Annotated in this window: 20 protein-coding genes; 15 read left to right on the forward strand and 5 right to left on the reverse strand. The window is 64.9% G+C overall.

All coding sequences use genetic code 11. From position 1 onward, the window contains the following. Positions 1-174 precede the first annotated feature (174 nt). The 3 genes from AC1DIX_RS09245 to AC1DIX_RS09255 all read left to right on the forward strand — a co-directional run bounded on the left by AC1DIX_RS09245 (position 175) and on the right by AC1DIX_RS09255 (position 5034). Positions 175-1929: a glutamine--tRNA ligase/YqeY domain fusion protein gene (locus AC1DIX_RS09245; RefSeq protein ID WP_477323739.1), complete on the forward strand. Its 1755-nt coding sequence runs from the start codon at positions 175-177 to the stop codon at positions 1927-1929. A gap of 152 nt (positions 1930-2081) precedes the next feature. Then, entirely contained in the window at positions 2082-3935 is a 1854-nt protein-coding gene (locus tag AC1DIX_RS09250; protein ID WP_477323741.1) for a sensor histidine kinase, read from the forward strand. A 364-nt stretch (positions 3936-4299) separates the two neighbouring features. Beyond that, positions 4300-5034: a glycine-rich domain-containing protein gene (locus tag AC1DIX_RS09255; protein ID WP_477323743.1), complete on the forward strand. Its 735-nt coding sequence runs from the start codon at positions 4300-4302 to the stop codon at positions 5032-5034. Positions 5035-5108: 74 nt separating this feature from the next. Here the strand turns inward: AC1DIX_RS09255 and AC1DIX_RS09260 are convergent, their stop codons facing one another. Both AC1DIX_RS09260 and AC1DIX_RS09265 read right to left on the reverse strand, forming a co-directional pair. Then, a complete protein-coding gene (locus tag AC1DIX_RS09260; RefSeq protein ID WP_477323745.1) occupies positions 5109-5384 on the reverse strand; it encodes a hypothetical protein in 276 nt (91 codons plus the stop codon). Between the two features lie 158 nt (positions 5385-5542). After that, positions 5543-6430, reverse strand: a complete 888-nt coding sequence (locus AC1DIX_RS09265; RefSeq protein WP_477323747.1) for an NAD-dependent epimerase/dehydratase family protein — start codon at positions 6428-6430, stop codon at positions 5543-5545. 12 nt (positions 6431-6442) lie between these two features. Here AC1DIX_RS09265 and AC1DIX_RS09270 point away from each other — a divergent pair, with 12 nt between their 5' ends. From AC1DIX_RS09270 to AC1DIX_RS09290, 5 genes are all read left to right on the forward strand, one after another. Beyond that, positions 6443-7471, forward strand: a complete 1029-nt coding sequence (locus tag AC1DIX_RS09270; protein ID WP_477323749.1) for a CDP-6-deoxy-delta-3,4-glucoseen reductase — start codon at positions 6443-6445, stop codon at positions 7469-7471. A 33-nt stretch (positions 7472-7504) separates the two neighbouring features. After that, a complete protein-coding gene (locus AC1DIX_RS09275; protein ID WP_442122588.1) occupies positions 7505-8242 on the forward strand; it encodes a class I SAM-dependent methyltransferase in 738 nt (245 codons plus the stop codon). Positions 8243-8382: 140 nt separating this feature from the next. Continuing rightward, positions 8383-9642: an MFS transporter gene (locus AC1DIX_RS09280; RefSeq protein WP_477323751.1), complete on the forward strand. Its 1260-nt coding sequence runs from the start codon at positions 8383-8385 to the stop codon at positions 9640-9642. Beyond that, positions 9639-10304, forward strand: coding sequence for a DUF1345 domain-containing protein (locus AC1DIX_RS09285; RefSeq protein ID WP_477323755.1), 666 nt, complete (start codon positions 9639-9641; stop codon positions 10302-10304). Before AC1DIX_RS09280 ends, AC1DIX_RS09285 begins: the two co-directional genes overlap by 4 nt. Positions 10305-10380: 76 nt before the next feature. Next, positions 10381-10764, forward strand: a complete 384-nt coding sequence (locus AC1DIX_RS09290; RefSeq protein WP_477249685.1) for an HPF/RaiA family ribosome-associated protein — start codon at positions 10381-10383, stop codon at positions 10762-10764. Here the strand turns inward: AC1DIX_RS09290 and AC1DIX_RS09295 are convergent. Next, positions 10758-11567 (reverse strand): helical backbone metal receptor, encoded by an 810-nt coding sequence (locus tag AC1DIX_RS09295; RefSeq protein WP_477323759.1) that lies wholly within the window; start codon positions 11565-11567, stop codon positions 10758-10760. The two genes, AC1DIX_RS09290 and AC1DIX_RS09295, sit on opposite strands and share 7 nt — an antisense overlap. Positions 11568-11674: 107 nt before the next feature. Between AC1DIX_RS09295 and AC1DIX_RS09300 the strand changes: the two genes are divergently transcribed. Together AC1DIX_RS09300 and sbcB are read left to right on the forward strand one after the other, a co-directional pair. Continuing rightward, positions 11675-12634 (forward strand): GGDEF domain-containing protein, encoded by a 960-nt coding sequence (locus AC1DIX_RS09300; protein WP_477323763.1) that lies wholly within the window; start codon positions 11675-11677, stop codon positions 12632-12634. Between the two features lie 85 nt (positions 12635-12719). Further along, positions 12720-14174 carry an exodeoxyribonuclease I gene (gene sbcB, locus AC1DIX_RS09305; RefSeq protein WP_477323767.1) on the forward strand — a complete coding sequence of 485 codons (1455 nt, stop codon included), beginning with the start codon at positions 12720-12722 and terminating at the stop codon, positions 14172-14174. A gap of 39 nt (positions 14175-14213) precedes the next feature. On the opposite strand, the gene pyrF is transcribed toward sbcB, so the two are convergent. Further along, positions 14214-15035 carry an orotidine-5'-phosphate decarboxylase gene (pyrF, locus tag AC1DIX_RS09310; RefSeq protein WP_477323771.1) on the reverse strand — a complete coding sequence of 274 codons (822 nt, stop codon included), beginning with the start codon at positions 15033-15035 and terminating at the stop codon, positions 14214-14216. 203 nt (positions 15036-15238) lie between these two features. Here pyrF and AC1DIX_RS09315 point away from each other — a divergent pair, with 203 nt between their 5' ends. The 4 genes from AC1DIX_RS09315 to AC1DIX_RS09330 are packed head-to-tail and all read left to right on the forward strand — an operon-like array spanning position 15239 to position 18059. Continuing rightward, positions 15239-15817 carry a LemA family protein gene (locus tag AC1DIX_RS09315; RefSeq protein ID WP_442122623.1) on the forward strand — a complete coding sequence of 193 codons (579 nt, stop codon included), beginning with the start codon at positions 15239-15241 and terminating at the stop codon, positions 15815-15817. A gap of 13 nt (positions 15818-15830) precedes the next feature. Further along, the gene (locus AC1DIX_RS09320; RefSeq protein WP_477323775.1) at positions 15831-16703 is read left to right on the forward strand and encodes a TPM domain-containing protein; all 873 of its coding nucleotides are present in this window, start codon (positions 15831-15833) and stop codon (positions 16701-16703) included. Further along, on the forward strand, positions 16703-17224 hold the full coding sequence (locus tag AC1DIX_RS09325) for a TPM domain-containing protein (RefSeq protein ID WP_442122579.1): 522 nt from the start codon (positions 16703-16705) through the stop codon (positions 17222-17224). The genes AC1DIX_RS09320 and AC1DIX_RS09325 overlap by 1 nt, the downstream gene beginning before the upstream one ends. A 58-nt stretch (positions 17225-17282) precedes the next feature. Continuing rightward, positions 17283-18059, forward strand: coding sequence for an SDR family NAD(P)-dependent oxidoreductase (locus AC1DIX_RS09330; RefSeq protein WP_477323778.1), 777 nt, complete (start codon positions 17283-17285; stop codon positions 18057-18059). Positions 18060-18607: 548 nt separating this feature from the next. Here the strand turns inward: AC1DIX_RS09330 and AC1DIX_RS09335 are convergent. Further along, a complete protein-coding gene (locus AC1DIX_RS09335; RefSeq protein ID WP_477323780.1) occupies positions 18608-18850 on the reverse strand; it encodes a hypothetical protein in 243 nt (80 codons plus the stop codon). A gap of 245 nt (positions 18851-19095) precedes the next feature. On the opposite strand from AC1DIX_RS09335, the gene AC1DIX_RS09340 reads away from it, so the two are divergent. Continuing rightward, entirely contained in the window at positions 19096-19488 is a 393-nt protein-coding gene (locus AC1DIX_RS09340; protein ID WP_477323782.1) for a VanZ family protein, read from the forward strand. Positions 19489-19520 lie beyond the last annotated feature (32 nt).

Raw genomic sequence — 19520 nt, forward strand, 5'->3', positions numbered from 1 at the left:
AACCGGGATTATCCTATAGAAAACGCCATCTTGACAGGCAGGACTGGCCGCGGTGATGGGCTTGTGGCGGGAGACAATATCCCCAAGTATGCCCAGCGGCCTCCCGGCAAACCGTGCGCTTTACCACATAGCTACGGTAAAATGCCTGCAATCTTACCCATCTAAAACTAATTCATGAGCAACGAGAAGAACCCCGCGGCGGCGGCACCTGCGCCGTCGTCGAATTTTGTGCGCGCGATCGTCGAATCCGACCTGGCGGCAGGCACCCATCAGCGCGAGGGCATGCCTTCCGTGATCACCCGCTTCCCGCCGGAGCCGAACGGCTACCTGCACGTGGGCCACGCGAAGTCGATCTGCCTGAACTTCGGCCTGGCGCGCGACTACCAGGGCCGCTGCAACCTGCGCTTCGACGACACCAATCCGGAAAAGGAAGACCAGGAATACGTCGACACCATCATGGACAGCGTCAAGTGGCTGGGCTTTTCGTGGGAGCAAGGCGGCCAGGAGCACCTGCACTACGCCAGCGACTACTTCGACCAGCTGTACGCGATGGCCGAGTACCTGATCCAGAAGGGCTATGCCTACGTCGACAGCCAGAGCGCCGAGAACATGTCGCGCAACCGCGGCAACTTCGGTACGCCGGGCATCAACTCGCCCTTCCGCAACCGCCCGGTCGAGGAATCGCTGCAGCTCTTCCGCGACATGAAGGCCGGCAAGTACAAGGATGGCGAACACATCCTGCGCGCCAAGATGAGCGAAGACGCGATGTCTTCCCCCATCATGACCAACCGCGACCCGGCGCTGTATCGCATACGTCACGCGCATCACCACCGCACCGGCGACAAGTGGTGCATCTATCCGATGTATGACTACACCCACCCGATCTCGGATGCGCTGGAAAACATCACCCATTCGCTGTGCACCCTGGAATTCCAGGATCACCGCCCCTTCTACGACTGGCTGGTCGAGACCCTGGCCGAGGGCGGCTTCTTCCAGCGCCCGGTGCCGCGCCAGTACGAATTCTCGCGCCTGAACCTGACCTATGTGGTCATGTCCAAGCGCAAGCTGCGCCAGCTGGTCGACGAGAAGATCGTCACCGGTTGGGACGATCCGCGCATGCCCACCATTGTCGGCCTGCGCCGCCGCGGTTACACGCCGGAATCGATCCAGCTGTTCTGCGAGCGCATCGGCGTCAGCAAGGCCGACGGCTGGATCGACATGAGCACGCTGGAAGGTTCGCTGCGCGACGACCTCGATCCGAAGGCGCCGCGCGCGATCGCCGTGCTGCGTCCGCTGAAGCTGGTCGTCGACAATTTCCCGGAAGGCGAAACGGTCGAGTGCAGCGCCCCGGTCCACCCCCACCATCCGGACATGGGCCAGCGCAGCTTCCCGTTCTCCAGGGAACTGTGGATCGAGCAGGAAGACTTCATGGAAGTGCCGAGCAAGGGCTACCACCGCTTCACCCCGCCGACCGCCGACAAGCCGGGTTCGCGCGTGCGCCTGAAGTACGGCTTCGTGGCCGAGTGCACCGGCTTCGACAAGGACGCGGACGGCAACGTGACCGCGGTGCACGTGAACTATTTCGAGGATTCGAAATCGGGCACCCCGGGCGCCGACAACTACAAGGTCAAGGGCAACATCACCTGGGTCAGCGCCGCCCACGCGCTCGAGGCCGAGGTGCGCCTGTACGACCGCCTGTTCAGCGATCCGAATCCGGACGCCGGCGGACGCGACTTCAAGGACCTGCTGAACCCGAACGCACTGGAAACCGTCACCGCCTACCTGGAGCTGGGCCTGAAGTCGGCCGAAGCCGAACAGCGCTTCCAGTTCGAGCGCCACGGCTACTTCGTGGCCGACCGCGTCGATTCCCAGCCAGGCAAGCCGGTGTTCAACCGCGTGACCACGCTGAAGGATAGCTGGGGCAAGTAAGCGCCTGCGCCGGCGGCCGCCCGCGCCGCCTCCGCCGAAGCCCGGTTCCTGCCGGGCTTTTTTTTCGCCCCGGCCACAACTAGTCGAACAGCTAGGTACGTCCTCCCTCCAAAGACCGTAAGTTGCTGTTGGTTACTATTCAGGGATAGCCGATGTCGAGGGTACTGAGAGACGCATTTTCGGTCACCCGGTTCTCGTTCTGGACCGGCCTGCTGCTGTCGTCCCTGATCGGCGGCCTGGCCTATATATTCACGGCGCGTTCCATCGAGAGCGATGCCCAGCAGCGCTTTTTCAACCACTGCAAATATGCCCAGAGCGTGATCGCAGTCCGGATCAAGTCCTATACCGACCTGCTGCGCGCCAGCGCCAGCACCCTGCAGAGCGCCGACACCGTGACGCAGCGCCTGTTCCACGATTACGTGAACGGCCTGAACCTGGCAAGGGATTATCCTGCCCTCGACTTCATCAATTTCGCCGTGTATGTCCGCGCGAGCGAGCGCCAGGACTTCGTGCGCCGTTTGCGCGCCGAAAAGAGCGCTCTCGGGGCACGCGCCGCCCAACTGGACATCGTACCGCCCGCCCCCAGGCCAGCCTATCTTCCGGTTGCCTATATCGAGCCGCAAGGGCAGCTTTCCGGCATGTACGGGTATGACCTGATGAGCAATCCCTATTTCGGCGACATGTTGTCGCGGGAGCGGGACGAAGGTACGGTGCAGGCCTCCGGTACGCCGATCCCGGTGCTGTCCCGTCCGAACGATGTCTACCTCGGCATGCGCATGCCGGTCTACCGGATGGGCGCACCGCGGGACACCGTCGACCATCGCCGTGCCTCCTACCTTGGCTCGATCGGGATTGCCTTCAGCGTCACCAAGCTGCTGAAAGGAGTGATGGACGAAATCTCGGTGCCGAACCTGAGAATGACCCTGTACGAGACCGGCCCCCATGTGGACGACGAAGTCGGCGACGATCCGGGGCGCAAGATGACGCTGTACGACAGCTACGGCACCCTCACCCTCCCCAGTCCTCCGCTCGACACCAGTAACCATGGGTTCACGGTGACCTTGCCGCTGGATTTCAACGGCCGTCCATGGACGACCGTCTTCAGCGTGCCCAAGTCCGCCCTGTACACCGACTTCGACGTCCATTATCCGAACCTGATGATGGCCTTCGGCTTTCTCGGTTCGATGCTGCTGTTCGCACTGGTGCAGACGTTGACGTCGTCGCGCCGCGCCGCTCTCGAACTGGCGAAGGAGATGACCAGCGAACTGCGCGAGAGCCAGAACAAGCTGCAGCTGTCGCACCACAAGCTGCGCCGCCTTGCCGATCATGCCTACCAGATCAAGGAGCTGGAACGCAAACGCATCGCGCGCGAGATCCACGACGACCTCGGCCAGAACCTGCTGGCGCTGCGCATCGAAGGCGAGATGCTGGCCGCCCGCACCAAGGCAAGCCATCGCCACCTGTATGGACGCGCGCGCGAGACGCTGCAGCAGATCGATACCATCATCAAGAGCGTGCGCCAGATCATCAACGACCTGCGCCCAACCGTACTCGACCTCGGCCTGTCGGCAGCCGTCGAGTGGCAGGTCAACCAGTTCGAGCGGCGCACCGGCATCCCCTGCGAACTGCGCAACGAGCAGGGAGAGATCGCCCTGCCCGACCACTGCGCAACCGCATTTTTCCGCATCCTGCAGGAATCGCTGACCAATGTCGTGCGCCATGCGAACGCGACCAGGGTCTGGGTCGAGCTGAGCCTGAACGACGGCTGGCTGTCGCTCATGGTGCGGGATAACGGTTGCGGCCTGCCGCCGGGCGGACATCACAAGTCCGGGTCCTTCGGCCTGGTCGGGATCGAGGAACGCGTCATCATCCTCGGCGGCACCTGTTCCGTGTTCAGCAAGCCCGGCGGCGGCACGACGGTGACGGTCTCGGCACCGGTCGTGAACGCACCCGAACATCTTCTGCAGGAACATCAGGAGCACGGCGCCGGTTCGGCCGTCATCTGAAGCAACCGGCGMCGATGCAGGCCGGCTCATCGCCCTCTTCCCTTTCTTCTGCGCCAGAGGCCTTGGCTCGCTATTCGCCATCGCGCACGGCCTTGCGCTGATCGGCGCACAGCGGTTCCCGCTTTAGTACACCACTTTCCTTTGATAAATGTCAAATTAAAAACAAAAACCTTTAACAAATATCAAAGCCTGAGCTTATTTCCTAAATTACATTAATCACATGCAACGCACATCAAGAAGTCTGAAAACGTTGCTAAAAATCATCATGCACAATTGGTAAATAGTTCAGCAGTTGCAGTGGATAGAATTACAATACAAAAGGGAAGCTGTTCAAAACATGCTGTCAATAAATTTGAGGATGATCATGAACGCCAACGACCTGTTCAAAGCAGTGACCGAGCTCGACCTGGAACCGATCAAGATGAAGCTGATGCACGTCGAATCGGGAGAAGGCTGGAGCCTGGAGAAAGTCAACGCTGTAGAAAAGGAATACCGGCGCTTCCTGTGCCTGATGAAGCTGTATCCTGAAGAAGATACGTCGCCCCTGGCCGATGTCGATACGTTCTGGCACTACCACATCCTCGATACCATGAAGTACGCCACCGACTGCGAGCGCGTGTTCGGCTACTTCCTGCACCACTATCCCTACGTCGGCATGGACGGCAGCGAAGAAGATGAACAGTTCCGCCTCGACAGCGGCGACCGCATGCGCGACCTGTACGAAGCCACCTTCGGCGAGGCCTACCCGGGATCGTCCGTGGAAGCCGCCGAAGCGACCGCCTTCTGCGCAGGCCCCTCGCGCGACAGGCTGAAAGCAATCGGTACGAACGTCTCCGGCGCGATCGCCTTCTGCGCGGGACCCTCGCGCGACAGGCTGAAAGCAATCGGTACGAACGTCTCCGGCGCGATCGCCTTCTGCGCAGGCCCCTCGCGCGACAGGCTGAAAGCAGGCGATACGAACGTCTCCGGCGCGATCGCCTTCTGCGCGGGCCCCTCGCGCGACAGGCTGAAAGGAATCGGTACGAACGTCTCCGGCGCGATCGCCTTCTGCGCAGGCCCCTCGCGCGACAGGCTGCAAGCCGAAGCCTGCCACCAATGACATCACCCTGATCCGGCCTTCCGCGCCGGATCTGCGCCGGGACCGGTTCTTGAGCCGGCCCGGCTTCCGGCGTTTCAGGCCGCGGCGGTCCCGGCGTCGGACTCGCTGCCGGCCCGCACCATCAGCGCGCGCAGTTCGCGGATGCTGAAATCGGATACCTCGTGCATGCGCAGCAGGATGGTCGCGCCGATCGGCAGCGTATTGTGGCGGATCTTGCTGATCACCGGCGGTGCGACTTCGAGCACGCGCGACAGTGCGGCGTCGTTCTTGAGCCTGAGTTTGCCGATGATGGCGTCGAGAACCCGGTTCGGGTCGTAGATGGAACCCTCCGGTATCCTTCTGATGGGCATGGTCTTCTTTCTAAAATAACAATCCGTGGGATATTCTTCACAACCCTTATAGGGTCGTGAAAAATCCGATAGTTTTGGGGTATAGGTAGTATTTATATGGCTGCGAGGCAGCTACCCCGAATGATACACGGACCAGTTATCTTTTGCTTAAGAGCACCTTATTTCGCCATTTCCAGCACCGCCTCCTCGACCCGCGGGTGATGCAGCCGGGCCCGCAATTCGCGCCTGATGCGGCGGTTGTCGAGCCGGCGCGACTCCGACATGAAGGACAGCAGCATCGGCGAGACCGCCTTTTCCAGCTCTGCGCGCGGCAGGCGCGGCGGGCGCGGCAGTCCGAAGGCGTCGGCCACCAGGTCGAAGTACTCTCCCATCTTCATGTGGGTATCGTCGCTGGCGTTGTAGGCGCGGCCGGGCCGTGCGCGGAACAGGGCCAGCAGGGCCAGGCGGGCGAGATCGTCGGCGTGGATGTGGTTGGTGTAGACGTCGTCCGCCGCCGCCAGCGCGGGCGTGCCCTGACGCAGCCGCTCGAGCGGCAGGCGCTCCGCCGCATAGATGCCGGGGGCGCGCAGGATGGACACCTGTCCGCCCGTGCCGACGGCCCAGGCGCGCAGCACCTGTTCGGCGTCGACGCGGCGCCGGGCGCGGGGGTTGCGGGCGGCGCGCGGCGCGGTCTCGTCGATCAGGGCGCCGCCACGGTCGCCATAAACGCCGGAGGTGCTGATATAAACGACATGGGTCCCCTCGGGTAGAATGGCGGTCAAATTTCGTGTGCGCAAGTCCAGAGCGCCCTGCCGCGGCGGCGGCGCCAGGTGCACGACCCATGGCGCGAGCCGCGCCAGGCGGCGCAGCGTTTCCGGCCGGTCGAGATCGGCCACGATGGGAACCGCCCCCGCGGCCCGCAGCTCGGCGCGGCGCGCCGGCTGGCTGGTGACGGCGAACACGCGAAAGCGCTCCCTGACCAGCGGCAGCAGCCGCATGCCGACATCGCCGCAGCCCACGATCAGGAGGCGCGGCTTGTTGAACCTGATATTGTTTAAAGTATTCATTCCGAGGATTGTATGACGTTCCAGATTACCGTTCAGCCCAGCGGCCACCACTACGAATGCGAGCAGGACGAAACCGTGCTCGCGGCGGCGATCCGCTCCGGCATCGGACTGCCGTACGGCTGCAAGAACGGCGCCTGCGGCTCCTGCAAGGGCAAGGTCGTCGAAGGGACCATCCACCACAAGCCGCACCAGCAGCGCGCCCTGTCCGAACAGGAAAAGCTGCAGGGCTATGCGCTGATGTGCTGCGTCGTCCCCGAAGGCGACGTGACGATCGAGGCGCGCGAAGTCGGCGGCAGCACCGACTACCCGGTGCGCAAGATGCCGACCCGCGTGACCGCGATCCGCCGCGCCGCGCCGGACGTGGCCATCCTCAGCCTGCAACTGCCGGCCAACGAAGCCCTCGCCTACCGCGCCGGCCAGTACGTCGAATTCATGCTGAAGGACGGCAAGCGCCGCGCCTACAGCATCGCCAATGCGCCATCCTTCAGCGGTCCGCTGGAACTGCACGTCCGCCATCTGCCGGGCGGCCTGTTCACCGACCACGTGTTCTCGACCATGAAGGAGCGCGACATCCTGCGCTTCGAAGGCCCGCTCGGCACCTTCTTCTTGCGCGAGGAATCCGCCAAGCCGATCGTGCTGCTGGCTTCGGGCACCGGCTTCGCGCCGGTCAAGGCCCTGGTCGAGCACATGATCCACCTGAAGTCGGAGCGCCCGGTCCACCTGTACTGGGGCGGCCGCCGTCCGCAGGACCTGTACATGCACGAGCTGTGCGAACAGTGGGCGCGCGAGCTGCCGCACTTCCGCTACGTGCCGGTGATCTCGGATGCCCTGCCGGAAGATGCGTGGACGGGCCGCAGCGGCTACGTGCACGCCGCCGTGATGCAGGATATTCCCGACCTGTCGGGCTACCAGGTGTATGCTTGCGGTGCGCCCATCATGGTCGACTCCGCGCGCCGCGACTACGTGGCGCAGTGCGGCCTGCCGGCCGAAGAATTCTACGCCGACGCCTTCACCACGGAGGCCGACCTGGCGCAGTCCTGAGGCGCTTTCTCAACTTCGATGAAGGGTCCAACCATGCGTAATCCGCTTCGCTCCGCCCTCGCCTTTTCCGCACTCTCCGCCGCGCTGCTGGCCGGCGGCTTCGTGCACGCCGCCGACCAGCCGGCCGCTTCCGGCTACCAGGCCGCGATCGCCAGCCCGATCCGCACCGACGACGACCGCAAGACCGACGCCAAGCGCAAGCCGGCCGAGTTCCTGGCCTTCGCCGGGGTCCGTCCCGGCATGAAGGCCCTCGACATCGCCTCGGGCGGCGGTTCCACCGCGTCCCTGCTGACGGCGGCGGTGGGTCCGAAGGGCGAAGTGTGGGCCCAGAACCCGAAGCCGAATCCCAAGCTGCAGGAACGCGTGGGCGGCTCGACCCTGCCCAACCTGCACGCGGTGGTCGCGGATTTCAACGATCCGGTCCCGAAAGGCACGCCGCCGCTGGACCTCATCACCATCAACATGTCCTACCACGACATCGCCAACACCCCGACCGACCGCGCGGCGATGAACAAGCGCCTGTACGAAGCGCTGAAACCGGGCGGCGAGCTGGTCATCATCGACAACGCGGCCAAGAAGGGCGCCGGCCTGACGGCCACCAAGACCCTGCACCGCATCGACGAAGACACCGTGGTCCAGGAAGTCACCAGGGCCGGCTTCAAGCTCGATACGCGCAGCGACTACCTGCACGTGGCCTCGGATCCGCGCGAGCAGCCTTTCTTCAAGATGGAGACGCCGGACGACAAGTTTGCGTTGCGGTTCAAGAAGTAGACGGCCCGTCGTTCCCGCGATGGCGGGAACCCGTGCCCACCCTAGGTCATTGCGGCCGCGCGCGGCCGTAATGACTGCGCACGATCCCGACATCAGGCACAATGAGCGTTGGCATTCCTGCCACCATCTCATTCCACTTTATGTCACTGATTTCCCCCTCGGGCCGCCTCGGCGTCCTGCGCAACCGTAATCTCGCCTTCTATCTTTCCGCCCGCTTCCTGGGCACGCTCGCGGTCCAGATGCAGAGCGTGGCCATCGGCTGGCAGGTGTACCAGATCACCCACAGCCTGTTCGACCTCGGCCTGATCGGCCTGGCCCAGTTCGCGCCCTTCCTGGTGTTGATCCTGTGGGCCGGCCACGTCGCCGATACCCATAACCGCCGCACCATCGTCCTGTGGTGCCTGGGCACCCAGCTGCTGTGCAGCCTGCTGCTGGTGCTGTTCACCCTGTCCGGCAGCACCGTCGTGTGGCCGGTGTATGCGGTGCTGGTGCTGTACGGCAGCGCGCGCGCCTTCATGATGCCGGCCCAGCAGGCCGTGCTGCGCAACCTGGTGTCGACCCAGGAGTTCTCGCAGGCGGTCGCGCTGAGCTCCTCGAACATGCAGGTCGCGATCATCCTCGGCCCGGTGCTGGGCGGCCTGCTGTACGTGTTCGGGCCGAACGTCGTGTATGCGGTGTCGAGCACCCTGCTGGCGGTGTCGGTGCTGCTGATGAAAGGCACCGAGAGCGCGCCGCAGGCCAGAACCCGAGCCCCGGTCAGCTGGCATACCCTGCTCGAGGGCCTGCGCTTCGTGTGGAGCCGCCCGATCGTGCTGGGCGCGATCTCGCTCGACCTGTTCGCGGTGCTGTTCGGCGGCGCCACCGCCCTGCTGCCGGCCTATGCCCACGACGTGCTTGCCGCCGGCCCCACCAGCCTGGGCCTGCTGCGCACCGCGCCCGGCGCCGGCGCGGCCCTGTGTTCGATCGCGCTGGCCTTCTGGCCGATCACGCGCAGGGTCGGCGCCTGGATGTTCGGCGGGGTCGCCCTGTTCGGCGCCGCCACCGTCACCATGGGCCTGGTCCACAGCTTCGGCGTCGCCCTGGTCGCTTTGTTCCTGCTCGGCGTCGGCGACATGGTCAGCGTCTACATCCGCCACCTGCTGGTGCAGTACGAGACGCCGGACGAGATCCGCGGCCGCGTCAGCGCCGTCAACTCCGTCTTCATCGGCGCCTCGAACGAGCTGGGCGAATTCGAATCGGGCCTGACCGCCAGCTGGTTCGGCCTGGTGCGGGCGATCCTGTTCGGCGGCGCCGCCACGCTGGTGGTCACCGGCACCTGGATGAAGCTGTTCCCGGTGCTGTCGCGCATGGACCGCTTCCCCCACCATGAGGCGGAAGTCGCCGCACAGAAAGCCGGATGATGGACAAGAGCTTCCTCCGCCACCTCATCCACAACCGGCCGCACCTGACGCTGGCGATCGCGCTCGGCGCCGCCGTCGGCCTGCTGTGGCCGGAGTCCCATCCCTGGCTGCGGCGCGCCCTGCTCGGCTGGAATACGGGGGTCTGGTCCTACCTGCTGGGGATGGGGTGGATGATGCTGCGGGCCGACCACGACAAGGTCCGCAGGATCGCGAGCAGGGATGACGAGAGCGCCGGCACCGTGCTGTTCTCGCTGGTCGTCGGCGCCATGCTGAGCCTGTACGCCATCATCTCCGAACTGGCGCACATGGACCACCTGCCCGCCAACAAGATCGCCATGCACTACGCCTTCACCGCCTTCACGGTGATCGGTTCCTGGCTGCTGGTCGGCGTCCTGTTCTGCCTGCACTACGCCCACCTCTACTACCGCGCGCCCGCCGGCAAGCGGCCGCTGCGCTTCCCGGACGAGGGGCTGGAACCGGATTACTGGGACTTCCTGTACTTCTCGTTCACGATCGCGGTCGCGGTCCAGACCTCGGACGTCTCGGTGATGACGCGCCCGATGCGCAAGCTGGTGCTCGGCCATTCGGTGCTGGCCTTCTTCTTCAACGTGCTGATCCTGGGCCTGTCGGTGAACATCGCGGCCAGCCTCGTGAACAGCTGAGCGCGTCCATCTGGGCGCGGCACATTCCGGGGACGGTGTAAGATCGTTTCAACAGTGTCAACTATTGGAGTGATTTATGGAAATCAACGTTAATACCGACAACACCATCGACCGCCACCAGGGTCTCGACGAACGCGTGCGCGACCTCGTCGAATCGAGCGTCGGCCGTTTCGAGCAGGTCCGCCGCGTGGATGTCCACCTGAGCAACCAGAACGGCCAGAAACACGAAGATGGCGACAATTACTGCATGATGGAAGCGCGCGTGGCCGGCTACGATCCGGTGGTCGTGCACGCCCACGCCGCCGACCTGCACCTGTCGATCTCGGGCGCGGCCGGCAAACTGAAGCGCGCACTGGACAGCGCAATGGGCCGCCTCAACGACAAGAACAAGCGCGATGCCGTCCCRCTGGATCCCGAGGTTCCCATCGAGTCCTACAAGGGCCTCACCGACAATCAGTAAGTTCCATCCACCAGCGCCCTGAGGCTTCCAAGGTATCGCAGGCCTTCGAGGGCGCGGCTGCCGTACCACGACATCATTTCGCCGTCGACCAGGAACACCGGAATGCCGATCTGCTTTTCCAGCGCATCGGCATGCTCTTCGGTGAAGCGATAGGGCTCGGTCGACAGCAGCACCGCATCGAGCCCGTCCACCAATCCCTGCGACCAGTCGAAACGCGGATAGCGCTCGCCCTGCCCCAGCGCCGGCACCTGCCAGCCCAGTTCGGCCAGCATGCTGGCGATATAGGTCTCCTTCGAAACCGTCATCCACGGATCCTGCCAGATGCAGTACAGCACCGTGCGCGCCGGTCCGGGAGGAAGCCGCTTCAGGGATGCGTATTCGGCTTCGAAGCCGGCGCACCAGCGCTCCGCCGCGTCGCTCGCACCGAAGATCCCGCCCATCAGGCGCGCCAGCGCCAGGTTGTCGCGCGGCGCATTCGGATGCGTGACCACCACGTGCGGCACGAATTCCGCCAGCCGCTCCACGGTCGGCTTCTCGYTCTCGTCGATGTTGACCACCACGTGGGTCGGCGCCAGCTTGCGGATCTTCTCGATGTTGACGTCCTTGGTGCCGCCGACCTTGGGGATCGCGGCGACCACGTCGCGGGGATGAATGCAGAAGCCGGTGCGCCCGGCCAGCTTGCCGGCCAGGCCCAGCTCGCACAGCAGTTCGGTAATCGAAGGCACCAGGCAGACGATGCGGGCATCCGGCGCGGGGTCGTGACGCTGCCCGAGTGCGTCGACAAGAGGATTCGATGGATTCATCCCTCTATTGGAACACTGTTGTTTATCCGGCGCCAAGTCTCGGCGTAGTTGTTGCAATGGGTTATGATTTCGAGCTTGTCAATATTCTTCATCGACCCGGGCTACCATTGAACCTCACCGGCACCTTCGGCGCATCCCGCTACGCGATCCGCGACCTGCAGCTGTTCCGCGACGCCGACACCCCGGCGGTGGCGACGCTGCTGGCCGCCTGCCCGGTGGTCGGCGTCAGCAAGGGTGAACCGGTCGAGGACGGGCTGCGCGCCCGCCTCTACGTTGTGCTGTCGGGCTCGCTCGGCGTGCAGCCGGCCACCGCCGCCGGCGAAGGCGAGATCCAGCGCATCCTGCCCGGCGAAAGCGTGGGCGAGCAGTCGGTGCTGGACGATGCCGCCAACCTCGACGCCATCACGGCGCTGGAAGACAGCGAACTGCTGGTGATCGAACCCGACATGGTGTGGCGCCTGATCGACGAAGCCAACGGCGTCGCCCGCAACCTGCTGCGCATGCTGTCCTTCCGCATCCGCGCCGCCAACGCCCTGCTGCGGCGGCGCCAGAAGCTGGGCGAGTTCTACCGCCAGCTGTCGATGAACGACGGCCTGACCGGGCTGTACAACCGCGCCTGGCTGAACGACATGCTGCCCAAGCTGGTCGCCCGCAGCCGCATGGACGGCACCCCGCTGTCGCTGGTGATGATCGACCTCGACCACTTCAAGCGCTTCAACGATACCCATGGCCACATGGCCGGCGATACCGCCCTCGCCACCGCCGCCGCCGCGATCCGCAGCGCCCTGCGGCCGTCCGACTTTGCGGTGCGCTACGGCGGCGAGGAGCTGATGGCGATCCTGCCGAACACCAACCGCACCCTGGCGGTGATGGTGGCCGAGCGCCTGTGCGGGCGCATGCGCGAGGCGGTGGTGTTCGACGACATGCGCATCGCCCTGCCCCACATCACCGGTTCCTTCGGCGTCGCCAGCCTGGGTCCCGAACAGGACGAGCGCAGCCTGGTCGAAGCGGCCGACGCGGCCCTCTACCGCGCCAAGCAGGCCGGACGCGACCGCATTCACATCTGAAGGTTCCGTGCCGGATCTTGCTTCCCGACTGGAGATGAGCAGGCCGGCAAGTTAGAATGGCCCGTCGCAATTCATGAGTAACCCCGTGAGCAACCACACCTTCCTCTGGCACGACTACGAAACCTTCGGCGCGGTGCCGCGTCGCGATCGCCCGGCCCAGTTTGCCGCGATCCGCACGGACGCCGAGCTGAACGAGATCGGCGAGCCCGTCATGATCTACTGCCAGCCGGCGCCCGACTACCTGCCGGATCCCCAGGCCTGCCTGATCACCGGCATCACCCCCCAGCACTGCCTGGAGCATGGCATGCCGGAGCACGAGTTCGCGCGGCAGATCTGCGAAGCCTTCAGCGAGCCGGGGACGGTCGGGGTCGGCTACAACACCATCCGCTTCGACGACGAGGTCACGCGCTTCCTTTTCTGGCGCAACATGATCGACCCGTATGCGCGCGAATGGCAGAACGGCTGCGGCCGCTGGGACCTGCTGGACGTGGTGCGCATGACCTATGCGCTGCGCCCGGACGGCATCCAGTGGCCGATGCGCGAAGACGGCAAGCCCAGCTTCCGCCTCGAAGACCTGACCCGCGCCAACGGCCTGGCGCACGAGGCCGCGCACGATGCCCTGTCCGACGTGCGCGCCACCATCGCGATGGCGCGCCTGATCCGCAGCAAGCAGCCGAAGCTGTTCGACTTCTGCCTGGAACTGCGCCGCAAGGACAAGGTGGCCGGCGAGATGGGCCTGCACCTGGAGCGCAGCCAGCGCCTCCCCGTCCTGCACGTGTCCGGCATGTTCCCGGCCGAGCGCGGCTGCCTGGGCCTGGTGTGGCCGCTGGCTTCCCACCCGACCAACAAGAACGAAGTGCTGGTCTGGGATTGCCGCCACGACCCCTCCGAGCTGTTCGCCCTGAGCGTGGACACGATCCGCGAGCGCCTGTTCACGCGCGCCGCCGAGATGCCCGAGGGCGTCTCCCGGCTGCCGATCAAGAGTGTGCACCTGAATAAATCGCCGATGCTGGTCGGGAACCTCAAGACCCTCAACCCGGTGCTGGCGGCGAAGTGGGAGCTGGACGTCGAACAATGCCTGGCGCACGCGCGCATCGCGGCCGGCGGGCCGGACATGAGCGCGGTATGGCAGAAGGTGTTCCAGCGCCCTGGCGCCGAGCCGGGTGCCGGTGTCGATGTCGACGAAGACCTGTACGGCGGCTTCGTCTCGCAGGGCGACCGCCGCCAGCTGGAAGCGCTGCGCATCGAGCAGCCGGCACGCCTGGCCCAGCGCCAGCCCAGCTTCGAGGACGAAAGGCTGGCCCAACTGCTGTTCCGCTACCGCTGCCGCAACTTCCCGCACACGCTGCAGGAGCATGAGCTGGAAAGCTGGGAAGCGCACCGCGCGGCGCGGCTGTTCGACGGCCTGGGCGGGGCGCGCACCATCGAGCAGCTGTTCGCCGAGATCGATGCGCTGTCGGAGACGGCGGATGAGCGTGCCGAGGAGATTCTGGGGGCGCTCTACGATTACGCGGAGTCGATTGCGCCACAGCGGTATTGATTGTTACGCGTGGGCACGGTGTGCCCACGCCAAGGTCGGTTACGCGCGATACTGGTTGATCGCGTCGCGCGTCTCCATCGCCACGCGGCGCGCCGCGGCGGCGAAATCTTCATTGCCCTGCGGCTGCGCGTACAGGATGGCGCGCGAGGAATTGATCATCATGCCGGCGCCATCGGCCGTGCGGCCTGATTTCACGGTCGCCTCGATGTCGCCGCCCTGGGCGCCGATGCCCGGCACCAGCAGCGGCATGTCGCCCACCAGGGCGCGCACCTGGGCCAGCTCCTGCGGGAAGGTGGCGCCGACCACCAGCGCGCACTGTCCATGCCGGTTCCACTTGTCCGCCACCAGCTGGGCCACGTGCTGGTACAGCGGGCGTCCGCCGACGTCGAGGAACTGCAGGTCGGAGCCGCCCGCGTTCGAGGTCCGGCACAGGACGATCACGCCGCGGTCCGGCCACTCCATATACGGTTCGACCGAGTCGAAGCCCATGTAGGGGCTGACGGTGACGGCATCGGCGCCGTAACGGTCGAAGGCTTCGCGCGCGTACTGGCGCGCGGTGGCGCCGATGTCGCCGCGCTTGGCGTCCAGGATCAGGGGGATGTGCGGATAACGCTGTTTCAGGTAATGGCAGACCGTTTCGAGCTGGTCTTCGGCGCCGAGGGCGGCGAAATAGGCGATCTGCGGCTTGAAGGCGCAGGCCAGGTCGGCGGTCGCGTCGATGATGGCCTTGCAGAATTCGGCGATGCCGTCCGGCCGGTCGCGCATCTGTTCTGGCAAGCGCTCGAGGTCGGGATCGAGTCCGACGCACAGCAGGGAATCGTTGCTGCGCCAGGCGGCATTCAGCTTGTCGATGAAGTTCATGGCAGGCCCTTGTCTCTTGTTGCAAACCCACTATTGTACCGCGCCGCGCCCGCGCTGCCGACCCTGCATATGGGCAGGACGCCACAGCATGGCCAATTCGGGTATATTTTTATTATTCGACAACTGGCGATGGATACCCGACGATGCAAAAGACGAACAAGCCCACCTCTATGACGCCTTCCCTGTTCACGCGCCTGGCCGGCATGCTGCTGGCCGCGGTCCTGGCCGGTTCCGCACTGTCGGGCTGCGGCTATAACGAATTCCAGACCAAGGACGAGGCGACCAAGGCGGCCTGGAGCGAGGTCGTCAACCAGTACCAGCGGCGCGCCGACCTGATTCCGAACCTGGTCAACACGGTCAAGGGCTATGCCTCGCACGAGAAGGATACGCTGGAAGCCGTCACCCGGGCGCGCGCCGCCGCCACCAGCTTCCAGATCACCCCGGAAGTGCTGAACAATCCGGAAGCCTTCCAGAAATTCCAGCAGGTGCAGGGCGAACTGAGCAGCGCGTTGTCGCGCCTGATGGCAGTGTCCGAGAACTACCCGAACCTGAAGGCCGACACCCAGTTCCGCGACCTGCAGTCGCAGCTGGAGGGCACCGAGAACCGCATCACCGTGGCACGCCAGCGCTACATCGCCTCGGTCCAGGAGTACAACGTGCTGGCGCGCAGCTTCCCGACCAACCTGACGGCCAAGATGTTCGGCTACCAGCCCAAGCCTTCCTTCACCGTCGAGAACGAGCGCTCGATCTCGACGGCGCCGAAGGTCGACTTCGGCAAGTGACGGGAGCGTCGCGATGAACCCGGTGCTGCGCCTGTTCCAGGGCCTTGCCCTCGCCTTCGCCCTGCTGCTCGCCGGGCAGGCCCACGCACAGCTCAAGCCGGTGCCGCCGCTGGCGGCGCGCGTCACCGACCAGGCCGGGATGCTGACGGCCGAGCAGCGCCAGAACCTGGAACGCGTGCTGGCCGACTACGAGACCCAGACCGGCAGCCAGATCGCGGTGCTGCTGGTGAAGTCGACCGAACCCGAGGCCATCGAGCAGTACGGCATCCGCGTCACCGACGCCTGGAAGCTGGGCCGCAAGGGCGTTGACGACGGCGTGCTGCTGCTGGTCGCGCGCGACAACCCCTCCTCGCTGCGGCGCCTGCGCATCGAGGCCGGGCGCGGCGTGCAGGGCGTGCTGACCGATGCCCAGTCCAAGCGCATCCTGCAGGACACCATCGCGCCCCACTTCCGCCAGAACGATTACTACGGCGGCCTGGTCGCCGGGGTGGGCGCCATCTCCGCACTGCTGAACCAGGAAAAATTCCCTGCGCCACAGGCCCAGCAGGGGCAGGCGCAGCAGCAGGCCGAGGACGGCGTCGACGGCCCCGGCATCGTGATGAGCATCTTCTTCATCGTCATCGGGATGGTGGTCCTGCGCTCGCTGTTCGGCCGGCGCCGCGGCCGCTTCGTGCAGCCGGGTCCCGGCGGAGGCTGGAACAATGGCTGGAACAGCGGCGCGGCCGGCTTCGTCCTCGGCAATATTCTCAGCAATTTGGAAAACCAGCGGCGCGGTGGTGGCGGCTTCTCGGGCAGCGGCGGCTTTTCCGACAGCGGCTTTTCGGGCGGCGGCTTTTCCGGCGGCGGCGGGACCTTCGACGGCGGCGGCGCCTCGGGAGACTGGTGATGGACGCGCCACAACATCAACCCGGCCGCCTGCGCCGCGCCCTGCGCCACCTGCTCAGCACCAGGACCGAGGCGGCGCGCATCTTCCCGCCTGACACGCTGACGGCCATCGCCGAGGCGATCACGGCCGGCGAGCGGACCCACCGCGGCGAAGTCCGGCTGATCGTCGAGAAATCCCTGCCGCTGGCGGCGGTCTGGGCCGACGTGACGAACCGCCAGCGCGCGCTGGCCCTGTTCGCCGACTACGGCATCTGGGATACCGAGGAGAATTGCGGCGTCCTCATCTACGTCAACCTGGCCGACCACAAGGTCGACATCGTGGCCGACCGCGGCATCGACCGCCGGATCGAGCCGGCCACCTGGCAGGCGGTCTGCCGCACGATGACGGCGGGCTTCGCCCAGGGACGCTTTCACGAGGCTACGCTGGATGCCGTCGGCCAGGTCAATGCGCTGCTGCGCCAGCACTTCCCGGCGAACGGCGCGCGGCCTAACGAATTGCCCGACAAGCCGCTGATGCTGTAGCGTCGAGGCTCAGGCCGCCCGGTACAATGGCATTTTCAGCCACCCAGGAAAGCCAGCCATGAAACTTGCCCAGAAAGTCGCCATCGTCACCGGAGCCAGCCGGGGAATCGGATATGCCTGCGCCGAACGCCTGGTGCGCGAAGGCGCGCGCGTGATGCTGGTCGACGTGCGCCAGGAAGGCGCGGCGGCGGCCGAAGCGCTCGGCGACAATGCCCGCTTCTTTTGCGCCGACGTCAGCCAGAAATCCGACGTCGACGCCATGCTGGCCGCGACCCTGGCCGCCTTCGGCCAGGTCGACATCCTGGTCAACAATGCCGGCATCACCCACGCCGCCGATTTCCTCGAGCTGGCCGAGGAAGACTTCGACCGCGTGCTGCGCGTCAACCTGAAGTCGATGTTCCTGTGCAGCCAGGCGGTGGCGCGCGAGATGGTCAAGCGCAATGACACGGACAAGCGCGGCTGCATCATCAATATGTCGAGCGTGAACGCCGAGCTGACCATCCCCAACCAGATCCCCTATGTCGTCTCGAAAGGCGGCGTGAACCAGCTGACCCGGGTGGCGGCGATCGCCCTGGCCGAACACGGCATCCGCGTGAATGCGATCGGCCCCGGCACCATCCTGACCGAACTGGCGAAGAATGCCGTGATGGGCAGCCCGGAAGCGCGCCACACGATCCTGTCGCGCACGCCGCTGGGCCGCTGCGGCGAGCCGGAGGAGATCGCCGGCATCGCGGCCTTCCTCGCCAGCGACGACGCCTCGTATATCACCGGCCAGACTTTGTACGCGGACGGCGGCAGGATGGCGCTGAATTACACGGTACCGGTAAAGGAATGAAGCGGACCAGGGTGAGCCCATCAATTATCATTTACGTGAATATCACATATCCATAAACAAAATTGGACATATATATCGCGCCGCAACATAATCTCACCTGTCTCCACTATTCTCCTCCAAGAAAATAGTTTGAAGCCCGCCGATGAAGCGGGCTTTTTTTTTATCTGTCGCCTGGGTTTCGTTCGGGGATTATCAATAGACCGATCTCAACCGAGTTGGTTCTCAGCCAGCCGACGATTGCTTGAGGCGTGTCATGTCCGGGTCACATTCGCCTCTTATACTGGGTTCATCTGCATACACGCAACCGATACGCGTGATCGCAGAAAGGCGTACCGCAAAGCGGTGCGCCGCACCGAATTCCGCGTCTCTTGGCCCTGATCTTGGGTTGTGCCCGTCCTCCGTTGGCGGGCATTTTTTTTTGTTCCGTATGATTAATGTCGAGAATGCAACGCAACAAATAAAAATGTCCCGCAATGCTTGAACCAGTCAGGGATTTCGCTATCATGAATTTCGCGCTTGCGTTTTTTCATGGAGCCAGTCCTATGACTTTACCTGAAGCGATGTCCCCACCCCAGCAGCAGCAATCCCAGCCATCGCGCCGGCGACAGCACTTCGCCGACGACTACCTGGTCCTCAGCGAACTCAACCCGCGCATGGTCATCGACCACCTCGACGATGAAGAACAGCCTCTTCACGTACTGACCTTCGGCAGCGTCCGCGAGATCTGCCCGAAATGCCGGACACACCAGCTCAAGCTCGTCCTGCGACAGCAAACCGTACGCGTCGCCCATCTTTTCTGCGCCGAATGCGAAAGCTGCTTCGACGCACATTACCCCAACGGGACACCCGCGCTCACGATCTGACGCGGTCCCGCCCTTGGCCGACGTTCCGTAACACGGTTCGCCGAGGCCAGGGGCCAAGCCTTCCTGATACCGTTTCACCCATGGCAAGGCGCAGCGGTCGTGCGGACGTTCTCGCAGGCGTCATGGTAAGGTGTGCGTTTTCCTGATACCAGTTGTTCCTTGCCATGAACGCCATGCYGTCCCAGTTGCTGCTCCACCCTCGCCTGCGCTACGCCTGCCTTGCCTGCGCCGTTCTGATGTACCTGGCAATCGTGGTGACCGGCAATATTCCTGGTGCGCGCGCCGACATCGGCCAGCTTGCGTCCGGCGTCGTGCTGCATTCGACCGCGTATGCCATCCTGGCCGGCCTGTGCTTCCTCGGCAGCACCGGCAGCCCGGCCGCGCGCGCCGTCAAGGCCGTGCTGGCGGTCGCCCTGATGGGCGCCGGCGACGAATTCATCCAGAGTTTCTTTCCCTATCGCGGYGCCAACGTGCATGATTGGGAAGTCGATTGCACTGCCGCCATCCTGACGGTCCTACTGTTATGCGCCGTGCTGCCGAAATCGGTCCTGGCAACGAAACGCTGAGTCGCACGCCACGCCGAATTCCACTATCCCTC

The sequence above is a fragment of the Massilia sp. 05N420 genome (assembly GCF_056397205.1).

What these genes read in the sequence shown, in the direction of transcription:
- AC1DIX_RS09315 (WP_442122623.1), top strand. Translation starts at nt 15,239, where the DNA reads ATGCTGCTGGCCGCGGTCCTGGCCGGTTCCGCACTGTCGGGCTGCGGC.
- AC1DIX_RS09255 (WP_477323743.1), top strand. Translation starts at nt 4,300, where the DNA reads ATGAACGCCAACGACCTGTTCAAAGCAGTGACCGAGCTCGACCTGGAA.
- AC1DIX_RS09335 (WP_477323780.1), bottom strand. Translation starts at nt 18,850, where the DNA reads ATGGGCGACGCGTACGGTTTGCTGTCGCAGGACGAGCTTGAGCTGGTG.
- AC1DIX_RS09320 (WP_477323775.1), top strand. Translation starts at nt 15,831, where the DNA reads ATGAACCCGGTGCTGCGCCTGTTCCAGGGCCTTGCCCTCGCCTTCGCC.
- AC1DIX_RS09330 (WP_477323778.1), top strand. Translation starts at nt 17,283, where the DNA reads ATGAAACTTGCCCAGAAAGTCGCCATCGTCACCGGAGCCAGCCGGGGA.
- AC1DIX_RS09270 (WP_477323749.1), top strand. Translation starts at nt 6,443, where the DNA reads ATGACGTTCCAGATTACCGTTCAGCCCAGCGGCCACCACTACGAATGC.
- AC1DIX_RS09275 (WP_442122588.1), top strand. Translation starts at nt 7,505, where the DNA reads ATGCGTAATCCGCTTCGCTCCGCCCTCGCCTTTTCCGCACTCTCCGCC.
- AC1DIX_RS09325 (WP_442122579.1), top strand. Translation starts at nt 16,703, where the DNA reads ATGGACGCGCCACAACATCAACCCGGCCGCCTGCGCCGCGCCCTGCGC.
- AC1DIX_RS09250 (WP_477323741.1), top strand. Translation starts at nt 2,082, where the DNA reads ATGTCGAGGGTACTGAGAGACGCATTTTCGGTCACCCGGTTCTCGTTC.
- AC1DIX_RS09265 (WP_477323747.1), bottom strand. Translation starts at nt 6,430, where the DNA reads ATGAATACTTTAAACAATATCAGGTTCAACAAGCCGCGCCTCCTGATC.
- pyrF (WP_477323771.1), bottom strand. Translation starts at nt 15,035, where the DNA reads ATGAACTTCATCGACAAGCTGAATGCCGCCTGGCGCAGCAACGATTCC.
- AC1DIX_RS09260 (WP_477323745.1), bottom strand. Translation starts at nt 5,384, where the DNA reads ATGCCCATCAGAAGGATACCGGAGGGTTCCATCTACGACCCGAACCGG.
- AC1DIX_RS09245 (WP_477323739.1), top strand. Translation starts at nt 175, where the DNA reads ATGAGCAACGAGAAGAACCCCGCGGCGGCGGCACCTGCGCCGTCGTCG.
- AC1DIX_RS09280 (WP_477323751.1), top strand. Translation starts at nt 8,383, where the DNA reads ATGTCACTGATTTCCCCCTCGGGCCGCCTCGGCGTCCTGCGCAACCGT.
- AC1DIX_RS09285 (WP_477323755.1), top strand. Translation starts at nt 9,639, where the DNA reads ATGATGGACAAGAGCTTCCTCCGCCACCTCATCCACAACCGGCCGCAC.